Here is a 25,772-nt window from a genome sequence, read left to right on the forward strand (position 1 = left end):
CAATAATTCTTTGGGGCGTATGCAATACACCCCTACATTACTCAATCTTAAACCAATTCTCGGTAGGGGCGCAATGCTTGCGCCCAAAACCAAGATAAACCTAACCTATTCCATCTCGTCTTCTGTGTCTCCCTCCTCCTCAACATCTAACTCCTCAACCTCCGCATCAACCACCCCAACAGGAGCAAAATCATTCTCTCCAATAATCGGCAGTTGCTTCTCATACAACATCATCGCTTCCAAACAAGAATTAATCCCCTGAATTGACTCATTGTACTGCTCAATACTCCCTTCAATGTCATCCTGTAACTGACGATTCTTAGCAATTTTTTCCTCCGCTTCTCGTTGTAAGGACTGCTCTAAATTAGCCCTTGCTCGGTCATACTGTTGTAAAATATCATCAGCGTGCTTTTCTGCCATCGGAAGGCTTTCTGTTTTAATCGCTTGGTTGACCTCTTGACGGAAGTTTCGGCGAATGGTAGCAGAGACTTTGGGTTCAAAATCTAGCTTTAACAATTGCCGAATTGCGGGTTCTGCCTCGATAATGCTTTCTGCACCATAACTTTGAGAGGTTTGCTGTAACGTTTGGCGAAACTGATAAACTGAAAATGTCCCTTCGTCATAGAAGCGGGGACTTTCTCGCACATAGCGATCGCACTCCTTCCGAGCAGCACTCACCAACGCAATAGTTAAGCGATTCTCTAACCCTTGAATCTTCTCTTCAATCCCCCCATCACCCCGCAATAAACGGTACAATCGTTTATAGTGATCCGTCTGTTGTAAACGCTCCGCCAACCGTTGCGAAAATGCCTGAGCAATAGTGCGAGAATAGTCCACCAAAACATCCTCTAATTGATTGGCAATATAATAAATGGCCTCCACTAAAATCGCCAAAAAGGGAGCAGTCGCATTCCGAGGATGACTCATAGTTGCGCGTTCATAAGTATCCGCCACCGAAAACGCTTTTAACAGTTCATCCAACCGATTCACCATCTTTAACTTCAACTGGTTAAAATCAGCCTCAAACTGCTCATCCTTATTATTAATCACCCGATTAATTTCAGCCTCCATATACTCCTGAAAGTCTTGGCCAATCTCCTGTAACTGCTGGTTGAGTCGTTCCAACTCCCGTGCTTTCATCGCGTCCAGTTCATAGGGTTCACTGGCCAACACTTGACGATGGGCTAAATAATATTTCCGTAAAGCAATACATAGCGGTTGTAAATCATCCGCTAAATTGGCATAGAGTTGCGGTCGTTTCTCCTCCGTGAGATAACGAGTAATCGCATTACGAAACTCCTCAACCCCACTATCTTGAATTAACTGCTCAATCAACGGTGTTCCCCACTCGCTCAAAATGCGTACATAATTCTCATTGGGGGTTTCATAGCCATACACCGACACCCCAAACGTCGTGCCAATTAATTTCCCGGAATTGGCACAATAATTATTAAACGCACTAACAAATTGGGGGGTTTCTTCCTCCCCTCCCAACCCCTTCACACTCTCGGCAAAAAGACTCTCTAACCCATAGCGATCGCTGCTTTGAGTATGCTTCACCTGACTACCATAAAATCCTAACAGGCCACTGGTCTTATAAATGCGTTTCGTGTCCCGAAATTCACTCTGAATGAGACGCTCTAACCGTTGTCGCAATTGTGCATTATACCAAGTCTCATCAATGCGATTAAAGACATAGAAGACGCGATCGCGGATTCCGGGGTTATTTTTCATTTTCTCCAATAACGAAGTCTCCTCGCTCGTCATATCCCCCGCAGCAGCCGGTTTTAACACCGTTACCACCGCCGACGTATCCGGATGCTCAATCTTACTATACGTCAACGCCGCATCCTTCTTCACAGGTGCATCAATCCCCGGCACATCCACCAAAACATTCCCATCTTCAAGCAGAGGATGAGCGCAATAATATTGCAACTTCTTCAACACCGAACTATTACTCCCCCGACGGGCATAATCTGCGGCCTTGGTGAGATTATCAAACCCCAACTGATCCATCGAATAAGTTGCATTTTGTACCGTTTGGATGCGATCGCGGTTCTCCAAATACCCATCCAACAGTAAAATGAGAGCATTCGCTTGTTTGGCCCGTTCCGACTTACTTGCACCCCCCTCTTGTTGTATAATGGTGCGACAATCTTGGGTGAGTTGATCAATACTCTCTGGTTGATTAATATTGACCGTAGAATTGAGTAACAAGCGATCGCACAAAATCTTCACCTGTTCTCGAATTTCCGCCTCACTGAGAAACGTCAACACCACCCGTTCCTGTCCAGAGTCCGCATATTCAATGGTGCATTCCGTCCCCGTCGCGTGTCCCTCCGCACTGTAGAGCAACTCCCGTTCCAACAGCGCATTAATCAACATCGACTTCCCCGCACTAAACGCACCCGCAAAGACAATCTCAAAATTCGGAGAAATTGCTTTTTTCAAAGAAGCCTCAATCGCGCTAGTATCCTGAAGGGTGCGTAACTCCTCCTCTTGGTGAAATAGCTGTAATAAACGGTTGACTTGTTCTTGGAGACGGACACACTGGGGGTGTACTTGACTCATACTTACCTCTATAACTGTTCAAAACACGAACAATTAGAGGATACACAAACAACTAATCTTATTTCGCACCCGCAAACAAATATTTCGATTGTGAAATTTCTGACCCCCTCTTACCCGTAAGTTGAACCCCAAGTAGAGAAAGTTGGTAGTAAGCTCTTGAGAGCGTCCTCCCCCTAGATATAAACCAAAAGTGTATTAAGATTCCTGATCCGGATCAACCCCCAACGCTAAAAGACGCTCCCGCAAACGTTGCACATTCGCCTCCGCTTCCTCTGCTCTAGCGCGTTCCTGCTCTGCTCTAGCGCGTTCCTGCCCTGCTCTTTCCTCCCCCGTTAACAACAAATTCCCCTCCCTATCCCACCAACGCAACCAAGGCAACTCCACATTCTGATAACGACCTTGCCACAAACCCAACTCCACCCCCAACTCCTCAAGGGGAAAATGTCCCCTCTCATTAGGACTCACCCGTTCATAATGACTCCTCACCAACTGATACACCTCCACCTGCTCCCGTCTCACCTCATAAATCGCATAATAGGCAGGTCGAATCACCGTTTCATATACCCAAAACTTCCCCGTCCAAGGCGTTGTATCTCGTTCCTCCTCACCATTCCCCGACACAAACTCAATCACAATTTGCGGAGGGATTAACTCTTGCCACATCACATAAGACCGTCGCATCTCTCCCTCCAGCATCGGGGGGACATTCGGCACATAAAACCAGTCCGGTGCTTCTGCACCGTTTTGTGGGGGGTCTGTGATGCGCCAATAAATCCCGCTATCCTGTCCAATGGCATATTGTCCATCAGGATGCACCCGCTCTAAAATCGCCGTGATAGAATCCGTTAAGAGAAGACTTTGCGGGTGTTCTTGAAAGTTTTTCACAAACGTTCCATCCTCACAGGGAAGCTCCTTATGGTCCGGTAAGTGAGTAAAAGTAGGGTCTTCAGTAAAAGTCATAGTACAAAATCAGGTAAGCTGTTACGCATTTAAATTGGGATACCGTAGCGACCAAGACTTGTCCTGAACTTCGACAGGCGGAAACTGAGCTTGTCGAAGTTCAGTTTTCAGGGAGTTGAAGGATGGTCGCACTACAGGATTTCTGGAATTCTTGATGTTTGGGTTTAGATGATGAACAGCTTATTATTCATCCATTCGTAGTAAGCTCTTTAGAGCATATTCTAACCGTTCCTAGTAAACTCTCAGCGAACCTACTTCACCCAACCCGTTTTAACGGGTTTAAGCTCTTAGCCTTGGGTTTGAACCCAAGGCGCATTAAGTAAGGTGACTCACGAAACCCCGTATTTCACTAAATAATCATACCAACCCTGCATCCCTTCCCCCGTCTTCGCCGAAACCTCAAAAATTGTCGCTTGGGGATTCATTTTTTGAATATTCATCAAAGCCTTATCCCGGTCAAACCCCACCACTTCCGCAATATCAACCTTATTCAATAACACCACATCCGCCGATTTAAACATAGTCGGATATTTCAAAGGTTTATCCTCTCCCTCCGTCGTAGATAGCATCACCACCCGCAAATTTTCCCCTAAATCATAAGACGCAGGACAAACTAAATTCCCGACATTTTCAACAATCAAAACATCAAGAGAATCTAAATCTAACTGTTGTGCCGCTTGTAAAACAATATCCGCCTCTAAATGACATAACGTTCCCGTCGTAATTTGAATAGTAGGGATACCTTTTTGTTGTAATCGTTGAGCATCATTATCAGTCTCTAAGTCCCCTACAACAACTCCACACGACAACTTTTCTTGTACCTCAAAAGCCGTTCTTTCTAACAGCGAAGTTTTACCCGAACCTGGAGAAGAAACTAAGTTTAAAACTAATAAACCTTTGTCTCTAAAAAACGCTCTATTCTGTTGAGCAAAAACTTCATTTTTCTGTAAAACTGATTCTTGTAACTTTACAGTTTTTTCCTGCTTTTTAGGGTGATGATGTCCATTCCCATGATGATGGGAATGTTCATGGTGATGTTCATGGGAATGTTCATGGGAATGTTCATGATCATGTTGATGGTTATGGTGAATATGAACCAAATTTTTGTCACTACAGCCACAAGTTCCACACATTTTAAGCAACCTCCAGAGTTGTTAATTCTAATTCAGTTAATTCAATTTCTCGACCCGCAAGAGTTTGATAAACAATTTGTTTACATTGGGGACATTCATAAAAGAAGTCAGAGGGGTTAAATTCCTCTTGACAAGAAGGACAATAACACTTAACGGGAATCATCTCTATTTCTAGAGTTGCCCCTTCTGCCATTGTATCTTGTGTGACCACATCAAAGGCAAACTCTAACGCTTCTGGCACAACCCCGGACATTGCCCCGATACTCATTTTTAACCGCTTAATTTGACTGGCATTTTGCTCTTGTGCTTTCGCCAGGGCAATGTCTAGCGTTTGTTCCATAATACTCACTTCGTGCATAGTAGTTGATAGTTGATAGTTGATAGTTGAACTACTCCGGACACGGAGATGGGGGAGATGGGGGAGATGGGGGAGAACCAAGAACAATTGTTAATTGTTTAATTGTTAATTGTTAATTGTTAATTGTTTAATGGTTTCCACTGCCTCTTGAATGCCTTGTTGGGTGGTGGGGGAGAAGGTTTCGCCGAAGTCGAAGTTTACCGCAGGGATGAGTAACCAGTAAGCGTTGGGGGTGGCGTTGTAGAGGTGTTGGGTGAGGGAGAGGAGGGCTTGGGGACTGGTACTATGGGCGAGGGAGGTTTTGCTGGGGTTGGGTTCAATGGCGTAACACTGTAAACTGGTGTTCTCCTCACTCCGTTGGACATCCACAAAAATGACGGTCTGACTTTGGGCAATGGTATCGGCTAACTCTGGGGTTAACTGGTGAACGGACAAGCTATCCACTTCTGGGGTTTGCCAACGGTCTACTCTCTCTGCAACCGCTTGGCCGGCCCCGTCATCACTCCGCAATGTATTCCCATAACCAATGACTAGATAATTACGCATACTGCCACAAAACGCCTACAGTTTCACTATGTCGGCTCTTGCGATAAACCTAGGCAAATTTAACCAAATCTTCCGAAACTTGGAGTTCAACCAGAAAGGGGGGAGATAGGGGAGATGGGGAAGATGGGGGAGAACAAAGAACCAAGAACAAACAACATTACTGTTTACTGTTTACTGTTTACTGTTCCCTATCCCCTGTTCCCTTTTTCACCAATAACTAAACAAGAAAAACTCATTATCCATTCATTAACCCAGTCGTTGCCAGGTGAGTCTGTCTTGCTGACTCCAGCGTAAAAAGGAGGCGGGTTGTCCGACAGATAACCCTTTTAACCCGATGGCCTGACGGGGACTTTCGGTGGCTAAGGCAATGGCGGTTTCTATGGAAGTTACTCCCCAACGGACTAAGTTTTCGACTCCGACTAACAAGGGTAAGGTTGTCCCTGCTAATGTTCCTTCTGGGAGTCTTGCTGTTCCCGCTTTTACGGTAATTTTTCGACTATCCCAAGGATACATTCCATCGGGTAAACCTATGGGGGCTAACGCATCACTCACTAAAAATAGTCCTTGCTTTCCCTGCGCCGCCCGGAGTAGAATTTGCAGCATGGTGGGACAAATGTGTTGGCCATCGGCAATAAAGCCACAGAAGACTTTTTCATGGGTCATGGCTTCTCCTAGCAAACCGGGGTTTCGATGATGTAACCCTGGCATGGCGTTAAAGGCGTGTGTCACCATGCTGGCCCCTTGTTGAAAGGCGGTTTTGGCTTGTTCTGCGGTGGCGAGGGAATGCCCTAAACTGACGGTAATGCCTTGGTTGCGTAAGTAGGGAATGGTGTCTCCTGTGGGGTCTAGTTCGGGGGCAAGGGTGATAATTTTGATAATGTCCCCATACTCTCCGATAACTCGTTTCACTTGTTCGAGGGTTAAGGGTAAGAGATGCTTTTCGGGATGGGCCCCTCGTTTTTTGGGGTTGAGAAAGGGCCCCTCTAAATGAATGCCTAAAATTTTCGCGTTTTGGGGGGGTTGTTGGTGGAGAAAGTCGGCGAAAACGGCGAGGGATTGTTGAATTTTATCAATGGCTGTGGTGACTAGGGTGGGACAATAGCTATCAATGCCTTGGGTCCAGAGATAATGGCTAATTTTAGGTAAAATCGGTATATCTTGGGGGGTGAGGTCGGGGAAGGCTAACCCTAAACCGCCGTTAATTTGTAGATCAATGCCCCCTAGGGAAAGCCAGTCTCCGGCTAGGTCTAGGATATCCCCGGTTGCTGTTTCGGTTTGGGGGCGAATGGCTTGGATGTGGCCTTGGCGGATGGTAATTTGTTGTAGTTCGGAAAGGCCGACTAATCTGGCGTTAATGATGGTGCAATTATTGAGCATTTTTATACTGAATTAAACAAAGTTGGCCATTTTGGTCTGTGAAGCCTCATTTTTTCTAGAATTTGACCATTTCTGACCTATAGGTGAGGGAGAAGACTTCGATGGCCAGTAAATGGGGATGCTGGAGAAGGGGTGTTGTTAATTTTCGCCCTCGTCCTTGCTTTGGGTGGGTTGCAGGGAGGATAAGATCAAAAATATAAGTGTGATCAATATAGTTGGTGAGGAGGCGAGAAAAGGCGACGAGATGGTTGTTGTGCGGCTCACAAAATGCGACAATTTCTTTAGAATGTTGTAGCATTTTGGGAATATCTCGTCGTTGTCTCGGAAGAATTAAAAGCAATTGCGTCCACCATGGCTTTTGGTATAGTTGGTATAAGTCTTCTAGGTGAGCTTCGCTGAGATGTTCGATCGCAATATACATAAACTATTTTAGATTATGAGTGATACTCCCTCAGTCATCGGCATCATTATGGGTAGCGATTCCGATTTACCGACCATGCAGGCTGCGATTCGGGTCTGTGAAGATTTTAACATTCCCTGTGAAGTGGCGATTGTTTCGGCTCACCGAACGCCAGAGCGGATGGTAGAGTACGCTAAAACCGCCCATACTCGCGGAATTAAGGTGATTATCGCCGGGGCCGGAGGGGCGGCCCATTTGCCGGGTATGGTGGCTTCTCTGACTCCTCTCCCGGTGGTGGGAGTTCCGGTGAAAACGCGATCGCTACAGGGGGTGGATTCTCTCTATTCTATTGTACAGATGCCCCGTGGGATTCCGGTGGCGACGGTGGCGATTAATAATGCCCAAAATGCGGGTCTTTTGGCGGTACAAATTTTAGCGTCTCAACAACCTGAATTGTTAGACCAGGTTTTACAATACCGTGAGATGTTACAACAATCGGTTTTAGAGAAGCAAGATAAGTTAGAGCAATTGGGATATCAAGACTATTTGGCCACGATGGGATAAGGGCCGTAGGGGTTATCGGGTTGATCTCTGCGATAGAGATCAATGTAGAGATTAACGTAGAGATTAATGCTAGGTCTTGATGAATTGAGACGTTTTACTCAAATTTTCACGGTTTTCGAGTCAGAAAAGCTAGACCGTTTTGGGCTAGTGTTCCTTTGTTATATCGCTCTTTTAGCCTCAGTTTCTGGTGGCCTATGTCTTATTTTCTTGTTTTTCATCCCAAGACTGCAACGGAACGGGTGTATAAGTTGCAATGGGGAATTAATACCTTAGGACGTTCTCCCCACAATCTCATTTCTATCCCCCATAATAGTTTATCTCGTCGTCATGCGACAATTGTAGTGGAACGCGATCGCTTGATTCTCAAAGATTTAAAAAGTCTCAATGGCACTTTTGTCAATCAAACTCGCATTACTGAAAAAATTATTAAAGATGGCGATCGCATTACTTGTGGTTTAGTCGATTTTCTCTTAATTGATTCTCTGAATGAGTCGGAAACAACAGACCAATTAGATACAGAAGGCATTAAAATTGTTCAACAAGTATCTCCCCAACAAAAACAGGTTAGTTACCGAGATTTTCTCGCACCTAAAGCGAAACAAGATACCGCGTTAAAACTGAGAGAGAGTGATGATACTCAACGCTCAGTTGATAAATTAAAAATTTTATTAGAAATTAGTAAAGAATTATCGAGTCCTGAAGACTCGAATCAATTATTAGAAAAGGTTTTAGATTTATTATTAGAAATTATTAGCGTGGATCGAGCCGCCATTTTATTGGTTCACGAAAACACGGGCAAATTGCAACAAAAAGCCGCGCGATCGCGCAATAACCTGTCCGTGAATTATCAATTTTATAGCACCAAAATCATCAATTACGTTTACCGCAAACAAACCGCCGTCCTCACCGATGATGCCAAAATTGACCAACGCTTTGAAGGCTCACAGTCCATCCTCAGCCAAGCCATTCGCGCTTCCATGTGTGTCCCCCTCCAACCCAAAGACAACGTAATTGGCGTACTATACGTCGATAATTTATCCCAATCCAAAGCCTATACCCAAGAAGACCTAGAATTTCTCATCGCCTTAGCCAACCAAGCAGCCATTGCCATCGAAAACACCCGTCTCACCAACCAAATGCGCGAAGAAGCCGTATGGCGAGATAAACTCGAACGCTTCTTCCCCGCAACCGTCAGTCGTAAACTACGAGAAGCAGGCAACCTCGACATTATCGAAACCGAAATCACCGCCTTATTCGCCGATATCAGCAACTTCACGCAAATGTCCTCCACCATGCAGCCCCGGGAAGTCATCGAAATGCTCAACGATTACTTTAACGTCATGGTTGAAGAAATCGTCTTTGCCAAAGAAGGCACATTAGAAAAATATATCGGCGATGCACTCCTCGCCATTTGGGGGGCCCCCTATCCCCAAGAAAACGATGCCGATCGCGCCGTACAAGCAGCCATCGAAATGCAATACGCCGTCCGTCGTCTCAACCGGGAATGGCAAGAAAAAAACCGCCAACCCATCGCCATTCATATCGGTTTAAACACCGGCCCAGTCGCTGCGGGAAATATCGGCTCTAAACGCCTCTTACAATACGCCGCCATTGGCGACACCACCAACGTCACCAGTCGTATCTGTAACGTCGCCAAAGCCAACCAAATTCTCCTCTCCCAAAACACCGTCGATAAATTAACCCATGATCTCCCCCTCGAAAAACTCCCCTTAATTCGAGTCAAAGGCAAAAAACACCCCTTACAACTCTATCGCCTCCACTGGAAAAAAATTAACACCCACACGACAATTCCCACCCCAGAGGAGTTGTAGGTTTGGGTAATGGGTAATGGGTAATGGGTAATTGGTTTGGTAATTGGTAATTGGTAATAAATAATTAATCAATCTTTATCTCCCCCATCCCCCCCATCTTCCCCATCTCCTCCATCTCCTCCATCTCCTCCATCTCCCCCATCTCCCATCTCCTCCATCTTCCCTTTGTGTCCTTTGTGTCTTTGTGGTTAACTCATCAACTATCAAACCCCTCTTTCATAGGAATAAATATCCCCAACTTGCTCAAATAACTCATCAGAACAACGGGATAATTCCTGAATATCCTCCGACCGAATCAAAGGTTGTAACGATTCCATATTTTTTTGAATCTGTTGGCGATTTTCCGTGAGTCCAGAAATCATCGCACCAACCCCCGGTTGCTGAATTAACCAATTGAGAGCCACTTGAGACACAGAAAACTGATACTTTTTGCCAATTTCTGCCATTTTACTCAGCAACGTCTGAACCCCTTGCCAATCACCATGTTTCGCAATCATATTACTATAATAAAACCCGCGAGCGTGTTCCCCTTCAGCAGGAGGACTTTTAACCCCTAAAAATTTATCCGACAAAAAACCCCCAGCCAACGGACCATAACACAACAATTGAATGTTATTCTCGACGCAGAGTTCCTGCATCGACTTCTCCACCCGTCGATCAATTAAACTATATTGCACTTGATGGGTTTGAATCGGCGCGTATTCGAGAGCTTTTTTTAACATCAGCGTGTCAAAATTCGTCACCCCTAATTGATGAATTTTACCCTGTTCTAAATACCGATTCAATACCTTAAACGTCTCCGCAAAATCTAACTGAGGATTGTGCCAATGGACTTGTAAACAATCTAGATAATCTCGCTGTAAATTTCGTAACGAATTCTCAACTTTAGACTGAATTTGTTTAGGCGTAGGAAGGCCATTAAAAAACACCGCTTTCGTATAAATTTTACAGTCGGTTCTCCCTTTTAAACATTTCCCTAAAAGACGCTCACTGCGTCCATAAATATCAGCCGTATCAAAAATTCTAACTCCCCAGGCTTGATAAGTGCCAATGGTGCGTTCAATGTCTTCTTCCGTGAGAGATTTCCAACTCCGATCATCGAGTTGCCAACAACCGAGAATAATAGAATCGGCGATGGTTTTGGCTTGAGTATTCATTGCGGCGGTTTGCGGATTATTCCCCATAAATAGTCACGAGAATGCGACGTTGACGAGGCCGGACATCACATTCGAGATGAAAAATTTGTTGCCAAGTCCCCAGTTCAAGTTTTCCCTGAGTCACAGGCACGGTTAAAGATGGCCCCAGTAACGTGGCGTGTAAATGGGAATGGCCATTGCCATCGTGCCACGTTTGCTCATGTTTATATTCTAAACTAGGGGGGATTAATTTCCGGAGCGTTTCCGGTAAATCTTGCCGCAATCCGGGTTCAAATTCGATCGCGCCAATGGCCCCCGTACTGCCTATATTAAAAATATGGGCAATTCCGGTTTGAATGTTGCTTTTTTGGACAATAGACTGGATATCTTGGGTTAAATCGTGCAGATCTCCATCGGCACGAGTCGAAAGGTCCAGTTGTTCTTGATGAACCATAAGTCTGCTCTGGTGTACGTTTTTTAGTCTTTAATCAAATAAATCCAGGGGAAGATGGCCATAAACCCCATTGACTAAATCATCTTCGGCTTGACAAGCGACTAAAACCCCACGATAGTTTCCCTCCTCATAGTCGGTTAAGTAATGGGAGAGGGTGGCGGTATTGAATTTAATATAAACGGGAGTCTCCACGGGGGAGATTTCTTCGAGCTTGAAGGGGATGGTATAGCCGAAGGCGGTTAAGTAATGACTAAGTGCGGTATAACCTTGATAGGCGTTATCGGCACAAATCCCTAAGTTCTCCGCTTCGGACTCTTTCACCATTAATAAGAGGGCGTTTTGGAGTTGTTCTTTTTCTTGGGAGGATTGAACGGTTTTAACTTCTGCACAGCTAAAGGTGTCTAGGAGTTGCCGAGCTTGGGTGAGGGTCGGCGTATCAGTGGTAAAATCGGACATAAGAGCAATCTGTTGGGCAGTTTACGAAGCTATCAGTCCCACTGTAGTATAAATCCGCCTGTTGAGGGAAATCAACTGATAAAGGCTTGATGTTCTGCGGCTCGCAGTCCCGCTTGTAGGGTTTCCAGAACGGCGGCGAGATTATTTTGTAACAGTTGCGGTTGATTGAGCCATAACCCTGGAAAGATACGACTGCGGAGAATGCCCTCCTCATCGGGGGAAAGGGACTGATACACACCTTCTTCTAAATAGAACCAATCCAGTCTCTGTTCAAAGAGTTGCCAAACCAGATATTCTTCAACCCCATTCCGTCGATACACCCGTTTTTTATCACCTAAATCAATGGCTGCACTACTGGCGGCAATTTCCATCACCAGTTCCGGTGGGCCTTGAATGTACCCCTCTGGACTAAGTTCAGTCTGTCGCCCTGGAATGAGCAACACGCCATCCGGTTGCACTTCGTTGTCGGAGTCGAGGCGAACGGTGGGTTCAATGCCTATTTCTGTCGGCGGAGTTGCCATCTTATACGTCCATAGCAATCCTATCAAATCAGCGTGAGGTTTGGCATGAGTGGTAAACTTTAGCGGAGATGCCATATATACGACTCCTTCAACCAATTCGGCTTTCTGATCATCAGGCATCGCCGCGTAACGTCGCTCAAATTCTCGGTAACTGAGGCGATCGCCATTTTCTAATGGTGGACAACTTTGAGGCTGAATCTGCATAGTTCGGAGACTGTGGGGACAGTTTTATTATATTCGGCGACGCACCTAAGTTCAGTGACCAATTACCGATTCCCCATTACCGATTACCAATGACCTAAAACGGTAGGTTGGGTGAAGCGATAGCGAAACTCAACGAAAGCCCTGTCCATGTTGGGTTTCACCCTTGTTACATCCAACCTACGCTCTAAATTACCTTCTAGTTAAGTTCAGTGACCAATTACCAATTCCCCATTACCGATTACCAATGAACTAAAAATGCTCGGTGAACGGGAACTATTCATCATCTCCCAACAATTCCTCAATGGCCTGGCGTTCTACGGGTTGTTTGTGGGGTGGGGTTTGTCTTGCGTCGGTAATTAACCAATCTAAGGCTGCGGCCTGTACGTCGATGGTGGCCCCGTTTTTATCCACACAGTACCGACCGAAGACTAATTTATCAATGAGACGAATCCCTGGACCTAAGCGAGAATATTCAAAAATCACACTATTATCGACCGTTGCCCCACTACAGATATAACAACTCCGGCCAATCATCGAGGGGCCAATAATTTTTGCTCCGTCTTCAATGCGGGTCATTCCCCCGATATAGACCGGCCCGGTAATATCGACTTGATCCCAATTGGCCGTGACATTTAAGCCCGCATAAACCCCCGGAAAGATTTCTTTGCCGGGGATGGGGACGTTTTTAATGTCTCCCTGTAATACTCCTCTGACTGCGTGCCAATAGTCGGGGACTTTGCCGATGTCCACCCATTGGAAATCCATGGCCACGGAGTAGAAGGGGGCGTTCATTTCTACTAATTTGGGGAATAAGTCGCTGCCAATGTCATATTTTTCACCGGGGGGGACATAATCGATCACTTCCGGTTCAAAAATATAAATCCCGGTGTTGATCATGGTGCTGAGGGCTTCTTCTACTGGGGGTTTTTCTTGGAAGGCTTTAACCCGGTCATCCTCATCGGTGACGACTACCCCGTAACTGGGGACTTGTTCTTTGGGAACGGTTTTAGTGACTAAGGTAGCGATCGCACCTTTTTCTTTATGCCAGCGAACCGCTTCAGTCAAGTCTAGGTCAATGAGCGCGTCCCCGCATAAGACAACAAACGTATCATCGAAAAAAGGATTAAAATCTTGAATGCGTCGTAGTCCCCCCGCAGACCCCAAGGCTTCCCCGACTAACTGACCATTAACGATGCGCCCTTCAAAAGAATAGGCAATCTCTACGCCAAACCGTTGACCATCTTGAAAATAGTTCTCGATTTCGCTGGCTAGGTGACTGACATTGACCATAACCTGATCGAAGCCATGTTTCCGCAGTAGTTCCAGCAAAAACTCCATCACGGGTTTATGCAAAATAGGAATAAGCGGTTTTGGGGTGGTGTAAGTAATGGGGCGTACACGAGTTCCCGTACCCGCCGCCAGAATCATGGCTTTCATGCTACTCTTCCTCGATATAAACTCTCGATATTGTCCTAATTCGATATGATTTTAACTTAACTTCTGTAAAGTCCCGTGTTCTTGTTCCCCCTGATGCCATTTAAGGTTTATCTTGTCAGTTTAATCATTATTCGAGACTTTGGAGCAAGGGAGTTATGGCTAAATCTTGGTAAAACTCCTCTTGGGATAATTCAACTTTAGACTGAGCCGACAACAGAAGTAAAGCCCAAAAGACCCCAACCCGGTGATGGTTAGGGGATGCGTGGTCGGGTTGGGGGTTGTAGGTCGCCCACCATTGAATTAGCGGTTCAAGAGCGATCGCGTTTTCTGGTTCGTTTAATTCCCCCAGATGTTCGAGGAAAAAGGCTTCTAACTGACCAGCCATTTCCGTTAAATTCTCATTATGGGCTAGTTCGCTAATTTGGCGGACGGTGGCTTTACGAGTCTGGGTTCTTTGTCGGGGTTTGGCGGGGGGTTTGGTTTCCAATACCGTCGCCATCTGTTGAATTTGTTGGATTAATTCTTGTAATGTCACCCGACGACGACGCAGGGGAGGGGCCGTGGGACGACGACGGATATGTTTTTCTAAGCGAGGGGGGAGGGGTTGGTCGTCTTGGGGGTTCAGGGGGTCTAAGTCCTCCTCAAACCCTTCTTCTTCTTCTTCTTCCTCCTCCAATTGTTCCAAGGTGTTGGCCTTGAGAAGCACTAACATAGAGGCCCAAAGAAAGGCTTGGCCAGACTGGGATAAGTCGGCGGTTTCGGTCCCCGGTTGGGGAGTGTCGGTGAGGGTGAGTTTGCTTAAATAGCGGTCGATCACATCGATCACTTGTACGTCCCACGGGTCAATTTCTCCCCGTTGGGCCAAGTCGAGGAGAACTGCGATCGCTTCTTGGGCAAAATTTTGCGGCATATAGCAAAAATAGCAGACAGAGAAAGAACCAAGAACAAACCACCAAGAAAAAAAGATTGACAAAAATTAAATTATGTGCTATCTGCTGGTTGCTCCGAGGCAGGGAGGGCTTGTTGGCGTTGTTGTTCCATCTCACTGCGATATTGTTCTAAATCTTGTTGTAATTCCTCAATCCGCTTCTCTTTGGCCTTGACTTCAGAGCGCATATCCCGTAAATCTCCCAAGGTCGAGAGTTGTTTTTGTAACTTGACCCAGAGACTGAACAACCAAGCTAAAATCGCCCCCAGTCCGAGGGTTAACAATAATTCAATAGCCAACGGGGCCTCTACCTCCAACCCCGGAATGACACGCACTGTCACCGAAGCCGTATTCTCTAAACAGAAAAGCGCGATCGCCAGACAAAACAGAAAAATCAGTAAAAAATTTAATTGCCGCATCATAAAATAAAACACAGTGTCATTAAAAGATTAACTCTACAACTCCCCCTACTCTAAGCGTAGCCTGATTACTGGACATTATGAATATCTCGGTCGCCGATCTTCGTCAAAATTACACCAAAGCGGGACTCCATGAACAACAAGCCCAAAGTAACCCCTTTCATCAGTTTAAAACTTGGTTCGACCAAGCCCTAAAAGCCCAACTCCCTGAACCCAACGCCATGACCCTGGCCACAGCAACCCCCGACGGGAAACCCTCAGCCCGCATGGTACTCCTCAAAGACTTCGATGAACAAGGCTTCACCTTCTACACCAACTACAACAGCGTCAAAGGCCAACAACTCATCGCCAACCCTTGGGCCTCCCTCGTCTTCTGGTGGGTTGAGTTAGAACGACAAGTCCGCATCGAAGGCCGCGTGGAAAAACTCTCCCCCCAAGAATCGGATACTTATTTCCACAGCCGGCCCCTTGGTTCACAACTGGGGGCTTGGGCTTCCGAACAAAGTCGCGCCATTCCCTCCCAGGACTTCCTCGAAAAACAACTCGCCCAGTATCAACAAAAATACGCCAATCAAACCATCCCCCGTCCCCCCCACTGGGGCGGCTTTCGGGTCATTCCCGTGATGATGGAATTTTGGCAAGGTCGCCCCAATCGCTTGCATGATCGCCTCTGCTACCGTTTAGATCAACAAGGGATGTGGCAACGAGAACGATTATCCCCTTAACTCAAGCCGGAAAATTTCTGGAGTGATGGGCGATTTCTGGCCATTTTCGGCTTGATTGATGTTTTATCCAGAAAATGACCTAGGTTTTGTGCGGTAATCTAGAAAAAAGAATTCTCAAGCAGCGAGGAGGTTCATTAGCGCGTGACGAATAATTCACTGGAGAATAATTCACTGGTTGAGCAACGAGATTATACGCTCATTATTGATAAAAGCGGCAGTATGTCCACTCAAGACCAATTAGGGGGGAAAAGCCGTTGGGTCGCGGTACAAGAATCTACGCTGGCGTTAGCGAAAAAATGTGAAGAACTTGATCCAGATGGGATCACGCTATATCTCTTTTCGAGTAAGTATAAGCGTTACGATAATGTCACCTCGGATAAGGTGTCTCAAGTGTTTGAGGAACACCAACCCATGGGGAAAACCGATCTGGCCGGGGTTTTATATGACGCGCTGAATAATTATTTTGAGCGTAAGGAGGACGGGGAAGCGAAACCCAATGGTGAGACCATTGTAGTGATCACTGATGGTGAACCGGAAGACCGTAAATCGGTGATTCGCCTGATCATCGAAGCCTCCCGAAAAATTGACCGGGATGAGGAGTTGGGCATTTCTCTCATTCAGGTAGGCCGAGATAAGTTGGCCACCAAGTTTCTCAAAGCGTTGGATACTCAACTCGAAAGTATTGGCGCAAAGTTCGATATTGTCAATACGGTGACGATTGAGGATATGCGAGGAATGACCTTGGCTGAGGTGTTGTTGAATGCTGTGACCAAATAGCCCACCGAAACCACCTCAAATTCTGAGTAGGGGCAATTCCGGAATTGCCCCTAATGTCATTGAATATTCTGTGATGGATTATTCACTGAACGCTCATGCAACTGCACAATATTCTGTGATGGATTATTCACTGAACGCTCATGCAACTGCACAATATTCTGTGATGGATTATTCACTGAACGCTCATGCAACTGCATATTGAGATGCAAGGGACGGGGTTTCCGATTCTCTGTTTACATGGCCATCCGGGGTCAGGACGGGCTATGTCTGTTTTTACGGATCATCTCTCGCAACGGTTTTGGACGATCGCGCCGGATTTAAGAGGCTACGGCAAAAGCCAGGCTAAGGGCAAGTTTACCATGGCTGACCATCTCCAAGATTTACAAGACCTTTTGGAGGAATTACAAATTCAACGCTGTTTATTATTGGGTTGGTCTTTGGGCGGTATTCTGGCCTTAGAGTTGGCCTTACGCTTCCAGGAGCGATTTTCTGGCTTAATTCTCGTCGCGTCGGCGGCCCGGCCTCGCAGTAGTCATCCTCGCGCTACGTGGCAAGATTTACTCTATACCGGGATTGCAGGGAGTCTCAATGGGTTATACCCCGGATGGGAGTGGAATATTAAAACTTTTGGCCAGCGATCGCTCTTTCGCTATCTCTTTGGCACGCACTCTCGTGAGGCATATCGCTACTTAGCCGCCCACGGAGTCCCGGCCTACCTCAATACCTCTCAAGGGGCTCAAAAAGCTCTCACAGAGGCGTTAAAACAGGGCTATGACCGTACCCCAGATTTGGCTCACCTCCATCTCCCCTGCCTTCTCTTGGCTGGAGAAAACGACCGTCACATTACCGCCCAATCCAGCCGAGAAACGGCTCAAACCATCCCATACAGCCAATGGCACTGTTATCCAAAGGTGGCTCATTTATTCCCTTGGGAAATCCCCACTCAAGTACAAACCACCATTGATCATTGGTTAATTGATCATTCCGCTTTGGGAGTGACAAGCAATCTAAGGGCTGAGAGTTGAATGGGGTGGCTTACATCCCTGAGATGAACCCAGAGCGAAATGCACAGAATGCCCTACTACTCAGCAATCAGCCCGCATTTTATCAATTGTTATAGATAGAGTGAAGAAGACCAAACAAGAACTCAGAGCCGAGTTGACACTTCTCTGTTGACAATTCTCCACGGTTCTTAATGATTCTTCCCCTTCATGACAATTGACCACTAAGAGCGGGGAATCTCTTATGGCCATTCATCTCCCCCAACTCATCCTCAAAAATGGTCAAGTCTTTGGGTTTCATCCGAGCAATGGTGACAGTAATCCCCGTTGCTTCTTCTTCTTTCAGGTCTTCAACATAGCCATAACTGGCTTCCTGAGCTTCCTGTTGGTTGCTAAATGGGCCAAAGTAATAGGTACAGGCCGGGCTATCGGTTTTGATCTCAACCCAATACGCTAAGCCGAGAAACTCGAGCAGTTGTAACATCATTTCCTTAATAATCCCCCCAGATGTCGCAGGACTCTACTCAATGTGGCATTATAACGCCTTCTCTTAACAATACTTAACTTTTATCTCACTCTCCACCTTTTTTTTATACTCCTTCTGCTCCATTTTTAAAAGTCTATTGGGACACAGTTTCCCAATAAACCTGTTTTGACCACCGTTGCCGATAGACTTCATACAGTACCATAGCGGTGGCCACAGAGGCATTGAGGCTGGGAATTTTGCCCCGCAGTGGGATAGACACCAGCACGTCACAGTTACGCTGGGTGAGGACACTTAACCCTTGTCCCTCTGAGCCAACCACTAGGGCAATGGGCCCGCTAAAATCCACCGCAGGTAAGGCGGTTTCAGCGTTCGCGGTCGCGCCATAAATCCAGAATCCTGCTTGTTTTAATTCTTCCAAAGCCCGGCTCAAATTGACAACCCGAGCCACTGAAAGATTTTCTAAAGCTCCGGCGGCGACTTTCATGACGGTGGAGGTGATCCCCGTTGCCCGGCGTTGGGGGATCACCAATCCTTGCGCTCCGATGGCTTCGGTGGTGCGGATGATTGCACCTAAGTTATGGGGATCAACGATCCCATCCGCGACAACGAGGACGGGTTGCTCGGTTTTGGCTTTGGCCTGCTCAATGATCTCACCGAGATCAGCGTATTCATAGGGAGCAACTTGGGCCGCTACCCCTTGATGGTTGCCCCCTTGGGTCATTTGGCCGAGACGACGGGGAGCGACTTCATCGACTACTGTGCCTTTGGCTTTGGCTTGTTCGATGAGGGAATAAAAGCGGGGATCATAGCGGAGTTTGGAGGTGATCCAGAGGCGATTTAACTGGCGATCGCTTTCTAAGGCCGACAAGACGGGATGCCGACCATAAATTAAATCTTGCTCTTGGTTTTCTTCTGATACATTTTCTTTATCTTTTTTCCGAGGCCGAGGGGTAGATTTCCCTCGGTTCGGGCGGTTAGGCTTGTTTCTCCGTTGGGGGGTGGAGGATTTAGAAGCGGGATGAGGTTTAGACATAATGTCATCAATTGTTAACGTTCATCAAATTGCAGCACCGTCAACAATTCTTGTAAACGGGCAAAATCTTTTAAATATAAATAGCCAATCAGGGTTTCAAGACTGGTTGCGTCTTGATACACTTGGGCGTTCAGACGTTGAGGTTTACGGTTTACAGCATTGCGGCCTCGCCGCGCGATCGCGTTTTCCTGTTCAGTCAACACAGGCCGCAATGCGCGTAAATATTCCGCCTGTTGTTCGGCTCGCACCTGCCGCACCACGGCATGATGATAGTCAGAAATTCGTCGCGGTGGACAGAGATAATGGAGGCGGATATACAATTCATACACTGCATCTCCTACATAGGCTAATGCCGCCGGAGAAAGCTGATCTACCTGTTTCGCATCAGGAAGATTCAAACTGGCCTTTTTTGGCCAGTCTAACGAAGGTTGGGAGGATCGGGATTGCTCCTCGCGCTCAGGTTGTTCATTCACCGTTAGCAATTAACAATTAACAATTAACAATTTGCAATTCGCAATTAATAATTAGTAATTAATAATTAATAATTAATAATTAGTAATTAATGGTTTATTTGCCATCTGCCCTCTGCCTCCTGCCCTCTGCCATCCACCTTCTAACCCTCAAACAAATTCTATCCAGTTCCGGGAACTAGATAGAATTTGTCTCTGCATCTCATTTGGCTTTTATCCCGAACAGAGTAATGGCGACTCAATTCGCCGTTGCCCTTCGTCCCTGTGGCTTTAGCCCAAGGATGAAAAGCTAAGGATGAAAAGCTATGGTGTATTTGTCGTAAAATACCACCGTGTTTTAGCGTCAACCTTCCCCTGAAGTTTGCTTGTTGATATTTTCTAAAGCCTCCTCGACAGAAGGTTGTAACGATAAAAACTTTTCGAGGCGCACTAATTTTACAGTTTGCGTCACCCTCGGGTTGGTGACAATTTGAACACTACCTCCGGCAGTTTGGGCTTTTTTGACGATTTGTACGAGCGCACCGAGTCCCGAACTATCGACAAAATCGATCTGGGACAAAACGAGAATAATATGCGTTGGTCCCTTATCAATACAGTTACTTAGGACCCGTCGAAAGGTCGGCTCTGAAAACGCATCGAGCAAACCCGTTAACCGGAAAATCTGACAATTTTCTCGGACTTCACGAGTCCCTCGTAAACTTACGGTTAGCGTGAGTTGTTCCGGAATGACCTTTTCCCTCCTCAAGTGCAGCGATACCTAATCTAAACTAGATTATAAGTATAGCCATTCTTGGGGTCTTTTGGGTAATCCCTTGAGGACTCATTCTCAACTCTTGTGTTGACGCATCATATCCACAAATCGCTCAAAGAGATAATCGGCATCATGGGGGCCAGGACTGGCTTCTGGGTGATACTGGACGGAGAAGAAAGGCAAAGTTTTATGGCGGAGTCCTGCAATGGTTTTGTCATTGAGATTAAAATGAGTCACCTCAATATCGTCTCCGAGGGATTCTCCTGTCACCGCAAATCCGTGATTTTGGCTAGTAATTTCCACTTGTTGGGTTACACCACAAGGTTGGTTGAGTCCCCGATGGCCAAATTTGAGTTTAAAGGTTTCCGCACCGAGGGATAAGCCTAAGATTTGGTGTCCCATGCAGATGCCAAAGGTGGGTTTTTTGCTGTCTAGGAGGACTTTGGCGGTTTCAATGCCTTCCTGAACGGCGGCGGGATCACCGGGGCCATTGGAGAGGAAAATCCCGTCAGGATTGTAGGCCAAAATGTCTTCAGGGGGGGTATTGGCAGGAACGACAATGACGCGACAGCCATAACTGGCCAGTCGGCGGAGGATGTTGCGTTTAATGCCAAAATCAATGGCTACTACTGTTAAATTGGCCTGATCTGCCGGGGTGTCGGTGGCTTTAAATTCCCAGTCGGTGTCGGTGACTTGTGACCATTCGTAGGCTTTGGGGGTGGTGACTTCTTTGACGAGGTTTAAGCCGGCCATGGAGGGGGCTTGTTGGATTTTGTACAGAAGTTCTTGGGGGTCTAAGATTTCGTTAGAAATGGCCCCATTCATTGCCCCAGTGATGCGGAGTTGGCGGGTGAGGGCCCGGGTATCAATGCCGTAGATACCGGGGATGTTGTGTTCTTTGAGGTAGTCGGGAAGGGATTGGTGCGATCGCCAGTTACTGGGCCGCTTACAAATATTCCGAGCAACCACAGCCCGCACTTGGGGACGACTTGATTCTTCATCATCGGGATTTACCCCCGTATTCCCCAATTCGGGATAGGTAAAGGTGATAATCTGACCACAATAACTGGGGTCGGTTAAAACTTCCTGATAGCCTGTCATTCCGGTATTAAACACCACTTCACCAATAGCGGTTCCGGATGCACCAAAGGAAAAACCGCGAAAGGTTGTCCCATCAGCGAGGACAAGAAGCGCAGGAGAGAGACTAGAAATGGGCATAGGTCTTTACAAATGAGACTGAATTATATCCATGACTTACTCTACCAGCCCGGTTCGTCTCAGTATCGTCAACTACAGATTCCTTTTACAAGCCAAAAAAAAGAATACCTAAGCCTCCCTTGGCTCTTGGTTTGAGGGCTAATTCAGGCGGGTTAAAGAAATAAACTCGTTTTCTCTCCCTGTGTACAGACTACTCACTTCTGCTTTCCAACTTCCTCATCTCTCCTTTGTGTCCTTTGTGTCTTTGTGGTTCAACCATCAACTATCAACTATCAACTATCAATTCCCCCGACTCCCAACTCTCAACTCTCAACTCCTGATCTCCGAGAAATCCCTGATCTGATGCTCAATCATAAGGAACAGCTAAGATTATAATAAGTGTTTTAACTCTGTGATTTCACGGTGTTGATGAATAGATCGAGATCACAAGTCCCTAGTGTTTTCAGTTTTTCAGGAATCTTTCAGGAATCACACTACTGGGTGATGTAGATTAAATTACGTTTTGATAAACGTCACGTCCGTGGCGTAGCCAAATTTCTATACTAAAGTTGACGGATCAGTCACTGCTTTTTTCCAGCATAACCGAATTTTTTGGGGTTGCCAGGGGAAACAACCCTCTAATTTAAGAGTAAGCAGTTTCTATCCTGTTACCTGTTGTCACCGGTCGTCAGAGAGGAAATACCATGTCAAGCAAAACGTTTCCTATTGAGTCTTCAAAGGTAATAGTTGCCCCATCTGAACAGATGAGGTTACAAACCAACAGCGACTCGGCTCGACAACTTGAGGAGGATGCTGTGGGAGAGGATTTAGAGAATGCGGATGCACCTGAATCCCCGAAACGGTCGAGTCGAACAACAACGGATTTAGTTCGACTCTATTTAACAGAAATTGGTCGTGTCCCTCTTTTAAGTCGGGATGAGGAGGTTTCTGAAGCGCAGATTATTCAACGGTATGTGAATCTGCTGGAATTGCGGAGCGAGATGGCCTTTTGTGCCACTCGTCAGGCCAGTTACATCACCCTCAAGCTCTTACTCGTGTCGCTGAATCATCAGGAAGATGCGATCGAACTCTGGTTACTTTATGTGCTGTATCGCCATCAGGTGGAAACGATGCAGCGTTTTGTTACGCTGATTAATACCCATGATCGCTTAGCATCTCAACTCAGTCATCGTCCCTCTTTAGAACGATGGGCTAAAACAGTAGGGATGAGTGTTGAAGAATTAAAAGCCATTCTCGCTCAAGGTAAATACCATTGGGCGATGCTGGCCGAGGTGAGTCTCGACGAGTTAGAACTCATCCAAAAAACGGGAGTGCGGGCGAAAGAACACATGATCAAGGCCAATTTACGTCTTGTGGTGTCTGTTGCCAAAAAATATCAAAATCGAGGTTTAGAGTTACTGGATTTAATTCAAGAGGGGACTCTTGGGTTAGAACGGGCTGTGGAGAAATTTGATCCGACCAAAGGCTACCGTTTCAGTACCTATGCTTATTGGTGGATTCGTCAGGGGATTACTCGTGCGATCGCAACCCAAAGCCGGACCATTCGCCTCCCAGTCCACATTACTGAAAAACTGAACAAAATTAAAAAAGCGCAGCGAAAAATTGCTCAAGATCAAGGTCGGGCCCCAAAAACCGATGAAATTGCCAAGGAGTTAGAGATGACTCCGGATCAAGTTCGGGAAGTGCTGTTCCGTGTTCCCCGTTCCGTGTCCCTTGAAATCAAAGTTGGAAAAGAAAAAGATACGGAATTAGGTGATCTACTCGAAACCGAAGAAGCCTCTCCAGAAGATGCCTTAATGCGTGAAGCGTTAGGACGAGAGTTACAGCATTTGTTAGCTGATCTCACCAGTCGAGAACGAGATGTCATTCAAATGCGTTATGGGTTAAATTCTGGCCAGGCTTATTCTCTCGCTGAAATTGGTCGAGCCTTAGAATTATCCCGCGAACGAGTCCGTCAAATTGAGGCCAAAGCGTTACAGAAATTACGTCAACCCAAACGACGGAATCGCATTCGGGATTATTTAGAAGCGCTCCGTTAAATTCCCTATATATTCTCTAGTTTTGCTCTGGAACAAAGGTGAGTTATGCACTCACCTTTTTTTTGAGGTTCGTAGTAAGCTCGCTTAGAGCTTCTAGCTGTAGGGCTGGCATTGCCCACCCTACACAGGAGTAGCGTGACACAGCTAAAATGGTTTCTTTTGGGTGCGTTACCCTGTCGCGCTTCGCACCCTACTCCCTTGGGTTTAAACCCAAGGCTCATTAAAACAACCTAATAACTCCCTCGGAAAACATCCCGCGCTGTCACCCCATACACCTCCTTCGCGGTTTCCACGGCAGCTTGGGTTTGTTTCCCCCAAATTCCATCAATGGGGCCAGTGTAAAAACCTGCGGTTTGCAGACGCTTTTGGACGGCTTTCACCTGTTGCGGACTAAAGGTAGCATCCAAAGCCCCTTGTGTCTTTTTCCCCACAACTCCATCAGAGGTTAACCCTTGGGCTTGTTGAAACGCCATCACTGCTTGTTTCGTTTGTTGGTCAAAATTGCTATCAGGGGAGGTTTGCAGGTAGCCCAGAACCCGGAGACGTTGTTCTAAACGACTGACTCGTTCCCCTTGTGAACCTTGGGTGAGGGGAGGTAATGGGCGAGGGGGGGGCGCGGTAGCGGAGTCAGAGCGAGGGGGTTGGGCTTGGTTGAGGGCGGTTTGGGTGTGTTCCCCTACCATGCCATCTACTATCAATCCTTGGGCCTGTTGGAAGTGACGCACGGCGGCTTGGGTTTGCGGGCCAAAGTAACCGGAAATGGGGCCAGAATACGCACCAAGACGGGTTAATTGGTGTTGGAGGGTGCGAATGGCTTCGCCGCGATCGCCGGTTTTAAGAACCGTTGAGGCGGCTTGTAGCGTGGGTTCAACGGCTTGGGGTTGTAAAAGAGAGTGCGTTGTTGGGCCAACAATGCCATCGGCCATCACCCCTCGATCTTTTTGCAATTGCGTCACGGCCTTTTGGGTAAGTTTCCCGAAATAGCCCGTGGGTTGGGCGTTTAAATAGCCCAGTTGATTGAGTTTTTCTTGAACCGCTTTAACTGCCGTGCTGCGATCGCCCGGTTGAAGAAGTGACAGCGAACCCGCCCCCGCCAACGCCTGTTGATTTAGCCCTAGGAGTCCCACAGACACCCCTAAAACCACAGCCCCCCATTTTTTCCAAGGGAGGCTGTCTCTAGTCTCCCCTGCTTCGATTTCCGGGGACTCATAGGCAGTTTCGTAGGCCACAGCATGATGAAGATAAGAAAGGGATTCCATCATTGTTCTTACTCTTATTTCTTGTGAATTAGGATCATCTTGCACCGTTATGGCTTAATTTTGGCATTTTATTTCCCAATTGTGACCCTTGATTACAGTAATCAGCATTTGAAGGAAACTCCGGAACAGGGAACAGGGAACAGAGAGATGTTACCTTTACCCTAACAAGAAGGTCAGAAACTAATCACTGTAAGGCTTTTAGCCAACTTTCGGCGATTTTTAGTTTCTGGAGAGTCCTGCGTAATCAGTGGTAATCCTCTAGGGATGAGTTTTTCCGGTGATTTCCCCCTTCACCCTTGGCCAAAGGGCCTGATTCCACGCTAGGCATTAAATCACGCCCAATTTCCGGCAGAGGAGGGTAAACCCAACTGCTACTCCGGTAATGGAGAGAGCAACGAGGGGAGACTGTCCTTGGCCGACGGCAAAAGAGGTGACAATCCCAGCCCCAACCGTGGACATTAAAACCGCATCCAGTTGATTTTGCTGATTTTTGTTATTCATCAATCCATTGCTGATCAGGTATTGCTCGCCAAAGTAGCACCTCCCGCCAATGTATTGCGGCACACCCCCCCGAAACTGCAATCAAGATTTAAATTTGTCCACGTTTCTTAACAGTTGCTCAAACTGACACTCCCATCGCTGAAAACAGGTCAACTCAGTCCCCCAATTTGCATAAATTTCCCAAGTTTGCCCAGAGAATTATATGATCTCCCTCG

The 25,772-nt window shown here is 46.6% G+C and carries 27 protein-coding genes; 6 read left to right on the forward strand and 21 right to left on the reverse strand.

Annotated elements, in window-relative coordinates:
- Nucleotides 1-105: 105 nt before the first annotated feature.
- The 7 genes from PN462_RS09940 to PN462_RS09970 form a co-directional block, all read right to left on the reverse strand.
- Nucleotides 106-2,571, reverse strand: a complete 2,466-nt coding sequence (locus tag PN462_RS09940; RefSeq protein WP_272127997.1) for a dynamin-like GTPase family protein — start codon at nt 2,569-2,571, stop codon at nt 106-108.
- 195 nt (nt 2,572-2,766) lie between these two features.
- Nucleotides 2,767-3,531 (reverse strand): Uma2 family endonuclease, encoded by a 765-nt coding sequence (locus PN462_RS09945; protein WP_443029125.1) that lies wholly within the window; start codon nt 3,529-3,531, stop codon nt 2,767-2,769.
- A gap of 329 nt (nt 3,532-3,860) precedes the next feature.
- Nucleotides 3,861-4,664 carry a hydrogenase nickel incorporation protein HypB gene (gene hypB / locus PN462_RS09950; RefSeq protein ID WP_443029126.1) on the reverse strand — a complete coding sequence of 268 codons (804 nt, stop codon included), beginning with the start codon at nt 4,662-4,664 and terminating at the stop codon, nt 3,861-3,863.
- Between the two features lies 1 nt (nt 4,665).
- On the reverse strand, nt 4,666-5,022 hold the full coding sequence (hypA, locus tag PN462_RS09955) for a hydrogenase maturation nickel metallochaperone HypA (RefSeq protein ID WP_272128000.1): 357 nt from the start codon (nt 5,020-5,022) through the stop codon (nt 4,666-4,668).
- A 105-nt stretch (nt 5,023-5,127) separates the two neighbouring features.
- Complete coding sequence (locus PN462_RS09960; RefSeq protein ID WP_272128001.1) at nt 5,128-5,568, reverse strand: hydrogenase maturation protease; 441 nt, start codon at nt 5,566-5,568, stop codon at nt 5,128-5,130.
- Between the two features lie 246 nt (nt 5,569-5,814).
- On the reverse strand, nt 5,815-6,945 hold the full coding sequence (gene nagA / locus PN462_RS09965; RefSeq protein ID WP_272128002.1) for an N-acetylglucosamine-6-phosphate deacetylase: 1,131 nt from the start codon (nt 6,943-6,945) through the stop codon (nt 5,815-5,817).
- A 55-nt stretch (nt 6,946-7,000) separates the two neighbouring features.
- Nucleotides 7,001-7,366: a hypothetical protein gene (locus tag PN462_RS09970; protein ID WP_272128003.1), complete on the reverse strand. Its 366-nt coding sequence runs from the start codon at nt 7,364-7,366 to the stop codon at nt 7,001-7,003.
- Between the two features lie 15 nt (nt 7,367-7,381).
- On the opposite strand from PN462_RS09970, the gene purE reads away from it, so the two are divergent.
- A complete protein-coding gene (gene purE / locus PN462_RS09975) occupies nt 7,382-7,909 on the forward strand; it encodes a 5-(carboxyamino)imidazole ribonucleotide mutase (protein ID WP_272128005.1) in 528 nt (175 codons plus the stop codon).
- A gap of 194 nt (nt 7,910-8,103) precedes the next feature.
- Complete coding sequence (locus tag PN462_RS09980) at nt 8,104-9,741, forward strand: adenylate/guanylate cyclase domain-containing protein (RefSeq protein WP_272128006.1); 1,638 nt, start codon at nt 8,104-8,106, stop codon at nt 9,739-9,741.
- Nucleotides 9,742-9,944: 203 nt separating this feature from the next.
- Here PN462_RS09980 and PN462_RS09985 read toward each other — a convergent pair whose 3' ends face one another.
- The 7 genes from PN462_RS09985 to PN462_RS10015 form a co-directional block, all read right to left on the reverse strand.
- Complete coding sequence (locus PN462_RS09985) at nt 9,945-10,925, reverse strand: aldo/keto reductase (protein ID WP_272128007.1); 981 nt, start codon at nt 10,923-10,925, stop codon at nt 9,945-9,947.
- Entirely contained in the window at nt 10,915-11,331 is a 417-nt protein-coding gene (locus PN462_RS09990) for a secondary thiamine-phosphate synthase enzyme YjbQ (protein ID WP_272128008.1), read from the reverse strand. The genes PN462_RS09985 and PN462_RS09990 overlap by 11 nt, the downstream gene beginning before the upstream one ends.
- A 30-nt stretch (nt 11,332-11,361) precedes the next feature.
- Nucleotides 11,362-11,787, reverse strand: a complete 426-nt coding sequence (locus PN462_RS09995) for a DUF1824 family protein (protein WP_272128009.1) — start codon at nt 11,785-11,787, stop codon at nt 11,362-11,364.
- 71 nt (nt 11,788-11,858) lie between these two features.
- Nucleotides 11,859-12,512: a Uma2 family endonuclease gene (locus PN462_RS10000; protein WP_272128010.1), complete on the reverse strand. Its 654-nt coding sequence runs from the start codon at nt 12,510-12,512 to the stop codon at nt 11,859-11,861.
- A gap of 273 nt (nt 12,513-12,785) precedes the next feature.
- Nucleotides 12,786-13,949 carry an NDP-sugar synthase gene (locus PN462_RS10005; RefSeq protein ID WP_272128011.1) on the reverse strand — a complete coding sequence of 388 codons (1,164 nt, stop codon included), beginning with the start codon at nt 13,947-13,949 and terminating at the stop codon, nt 12,786-12,788.
- Between the two features lie 127 nt (nt 13,950-14,076).
- Entirely contained in the window at nt 14,077-14,859 is a 783-nt protein-coding gene (locus PN462_RS10010; protein WP_272128012.1) for a segregation/condensation protein A, read from the reverse strand.
- A 71-nt stretch (nt 14,860-14,930) separates the two neighbouring features.
- On the reverse strand, nt 14,931-15,299 hold the full coding sequence (locus PN462_RS10015) for a LapA family protein (protein ID WP_272128013.1): 369 nt from the start codon (nt 15,297-15,299) through the stop codon (nt 14,931-14,933).
- 77 nt (nt 15,300-15,376) lie between these two features.
- Here PN462_RS10015 and pdxH point away from each other — a divergent pair, with 77 nt between their 5' ends.
- The 3 genes from pdxH to PN462_RS10030 all read left to right on the forward strand — a co-directional run bounded on the left by pdxH (nt 15,377) and on the right by PN462_RS10030 (nt 17,823).
- Nucleotides 15,377-16,021, forward strand: a complete 645-nt coding sequence (pdxH, locus tag PN462_RS10020) for a pyridoxamine 5'-phosphate oxidase (protein ID WP_272128015.1) — start codon at nt 15,377-15,379, stop codon at nt 16,019-16,021.
- Between the two features lie 171 nt (nt 16,022-16,192).
- A complete protein-coding gene (locus tag PN462_RS10025) occupies nt 16,193-16,798 on the forward strand; it encodes a vWA domain-containing protein (RefSeq protein ID WP_443029133.1) in 606 nt (201 codons plus the stop codon).
- A gap of 185 nt (nt 16,799-16,983) precedes the next feature.
- Nucleotides 16,984-17,823: an alpha/beta fold hydrolase gene (locus PN462_RS10030; RefSeq protein WP_272128018.1), complete on the forward strand. Its 840-nt coding sequence runs from the start codon at nt 16,984-16,986 to the stop codon at nt 17,821-17,823.
- Nucleotides 17,824-18,007: 184 nt separating this feature from the next.
- Here PN462_RS10030 and PN462_RS10035 read toward each other — a convergent pair whose 3' ends face one another.
- The 5 genes from PN462_RS10035 to carA all read right to left on the reverse strand — a co-directional run bounded on the left by PN462_RS10035 (nt 18,008) and on the right by carA (nt 21,758).
- A complete protein-coding gene (locus PN462_RS10035; protein ID WP_272128020.1) occupies nt 18,008-18,283 on the reverse strand; it encodes a DUF1816 domain-containing protein in 276 nt (91 codons plus the stop codon).
- 136 nt (nt 18,284-18,419) lie between these two features.
- Nucleotides 18,420-19,319: a 23S rRNA (guanosine(2251)-2'-O)-methyltransferase RlmB gene (gene rlmB / locus PN462_RS10040; protein WP_272128021.1), complete on the reverse strand. Its 900-nt coding sequence runs from the start codon at nt 19,317-19,319 to the stop codon at nt 18,420-18,422.
- 14 nt (nt 19,320-19,333) lie between these two features.
- Nucleotides 19,334-19,717, reverse strand: coding sequence for a Mini-ribonuclease 3 (locus PN462_RS10045; RefSeq protein WP_443029134.1), 384 nt, complete (start codon nt 19,715-19,717; stop codon nt 19,334-19,336).
- Nucleotides 19,718-20,132: 415 nt separating this feature from the next.
- Complete coding sequence (locus PN462_RS10050; protein WP_443029135.1) at nt 20,133-20,516, reverse strand: STAS domain-containing protein; 384 nt, start codon at nt 20,514-20,516, stop codon at nt 20,133-20,135.
- A 99-nt stretch (nt 20,517-20,615) separates the two neighbouring features.
- Complete coding sequence (carA, locus tag PN462_RS10055; protein ID WP_272128025.1) at nt 20,616-21,758, reverse strand: glutamine-hydrolyzing carbamoyl-phosphate synthase small subunit; 1,143 nt, start codon at nt 21,756-21,758, stop codon at nt 20,616-20,618.
- Between the two features lie 743 nt (nt 21,759-22,501).
- Here carA and sigC point away from each other — a divergent pair.
- Nucleotides 22,502-23,797 (forward strand): RNA polymerase sigma factor SigC, encoded by a 1,296-nt coding sequence (gene sigC, locus PN462_RS10060; RefSeq protein WP_272128026.1) that lies wholly within the window; start codon nt 22,502-22,504, stop codon nt 23,795-23,797.
- A gap of 230 nt (nt 23,798-24,027) precedes the next feature.
- On the opposite strand, the gene PN462_RS10065 is transcribed toward sigC, so the two are convergent.
- Entirely contained in the window at nt 24,028-25,059 is a 1,032-nt protein-coding gene (locus tag PN462_RS10065) for a peptidoglycan-binding domain-containing protein (RefSeq protein ID WP_272128027.1), read from the reverse strand.
- 324 nt (nt 25,060-25,383) lie between these two features.
- Entirely contained in the window at nt 25,384-25,557 is a 174-nt protein-coding gene (locus tag PN462_RS10070) for a hypothetical protein (protein WP_272128028.1), read from the reverse strand.
- Between the last annotated feature and the right edge of the window lie 215 nt (nt 25,558-25,772).

It is taken from the genome of Spirulina sp. CS-785/01 (assembly GCF_028330525.1).
Taxonomy (GTDB): domain Bacteria; phylum Cyanobacteriota; class Cyanobacteriia; order Cyanobacteriales; family Spirulinaceae; genus JAQMSD01.

What these genes read in the sequence shown, in the direction of transcription:
- PN462_RS10030 (WP_272128018.1), top strand. Translation starts at nt 16,984, where the DNA reads ATGCAACTGCATATTGAGATGCAAGGGACGGGGTTTCCGATTCTCTGT.
- hypA (WP_272128000.1), bottom strand. Translation starts at nt 5,022, where the DNA reads ATGCACGAAGTGAGTATTATGGAACAAACGCTAGACATTGCCCTGGCG.
- PN462_RS10065 (WP_272128027.1), bottom strand. Translation starts at nt 25,059, where the DNA reads ATGATGGAATCCCTTTCTTATCTTCATCATGCTGTGGCCTACGAAACT.
- PN462_RS09995 (WP_272128009.1), bottom strand. Translation starts at nt 11,787, where the DNA reads ATGTCCGATTTTACCACTGATACGCCGACCCTCACCCAAGCTCGGCAA.
- PN462_RS10000 (WP_272128010.1), bottom strand. Translation starts at nt 12,512, where the DNA reads ATGCAGATTCAGCCTCAAAGTTGTCCACCATTAGAAAATGGCGATCGC.
- PN462_RS09945 (WP_443029125.1), bottom strand. Translation starts at nt 3,531, where the DNA reads ATGACTTTTACTGAAGACCCTACTTTTACTCACTTACCGGACCATAAG.
- hypB (WP_443029126.1), bottom strand. Translation starts at nt 4,664, where the DNA reads ATGTGTGGAACTTGTGGCTGTAGTGACAAAAATTTGGTTCATATTCAC.
- rlmB (WP_272128021.1), bottom strand. Translation starts at nt 19,319, where the DNA reads ATGTCTAAACCTCATCCCGCTTCTAAATCCTCCACCCCCCAACGGAGA.
- PN462_RS10015 (WP_272128013.1), bottom strand. Translation starts at nt 15,299, where the DNA reads ATGATGCGGCAATTAAATTTTTTACTGATTTTTCTGTTTTGTCTGGCG.
- PN462_RS09990 (WP_272128008.1), bottom strand. Translation starts at nt 11,331, where the DNA reads ATGGTTCATCAAGAACAACTGGACCTTTCGACTCGTGCCGATGGAGAT.
- PN462_RS10010 (WP_272128012.1), bottom strand. Translation starts at nt 14,859, where the DNA reads ATGCCGCAAAATTTTGCCCAAGAAGCGATCGCAGTTCTCCTCGACTTG.
- PN462_RS09985 (WP_272128007.1), bottom strand. Translation starts at nt 10,925, where the DNA reads ATGGGGAATAATCCGCAAACCGCCGCAATGAATACTCAAGCCAAAACC.
- nagA (WP_272128002.1), bottom strand. Translation starts at nt 6,945, where the DNA reads ATGCTCAATAATTGCACCATCATTAACGCCAGATTAGTCGGCCTTTCC.
- sigC (WP_272128026.1), top strand. Translation starts at nt 22,502, where the DNA reads ATGAGGTTACAAACCAACAGCGACTCGGCTCGACAACTTGAGGAGGAT.
- PN462_RS09940 (WP_272127997.1), bottom strand. Translation starts at nt 2,571, where the DNA reads ATGAGTCAAGTACACCCCCAGTGTGTCCGTCTCCAAGAACAAGTCAAC.
- PN462_RS10070 (WP_272128028.1), bottom strand. Translation starts at nt 25,557, where the DNA reads ATGAATAACAAAAATCAGCAAAATCAACTGGATGCGGTTTTAATGTCC.
- PN462_RS09960 (WP_272128001.1), bottom strand. Translation starts at nt 5,568, where the DNA reads ATGCGTAATTATCTAGTCATTGGTTATGGGAATACATTGCGGAGTGAT.
- pdxH (WP_272128015.1), top strand. Translation starts at nt 15,377, where the DNA reads ATGAATATCTCGGTCGCCGATCTTCGTCAAAATTACACCAAAGCGGGA.
- carA (WP_272128025.1), bottom strand. Translation starts at nt 21,758, where the DNA reads ATGCCCATTTCTAGTCTCTCTCCTGCGCTTCTTGTCCTCGCTGATGGG.
- PN462_RS10035 (WP_272128020.1), bottom strand. Translation starts at nt 18,283, where the DNA reads ATGTTACAACTGCTCGAGTTTCTCGGCTTAGCGTATTGGGTTGAGATC.
- PN462_RS09970 (WP_272128003.1), bottom strand. Translation starts at nt 7,366, where the DNA reads ATGTATATTGCGATCGAACATCTCAGCGAAGCTCACCTAGAAGACTTA.
- PN462_RS10005 (WP_272128011.1), bottom strand. Translation starts at nt 13,949, where the DNA reads ATGAAAGCCATGATTCTGGCGGCGGGTACGGGAACTCGTGTACGCCCC.
- PN462_RS09980 (WP_272128006.1), top strand. Translation starts at nt 8,104, where the DNA reads ATGTCTTATTTTCTTGTTTTTCATCCCAAGACTGCAACGGAACGGGTG.
- purE (WP_272128005.1), top strand. Translation starts at nt 7,382, where the DNA reads ATGAGTGATACTCCCTCAGTCATCGGCATCATTATGGGTAGCGATTCC.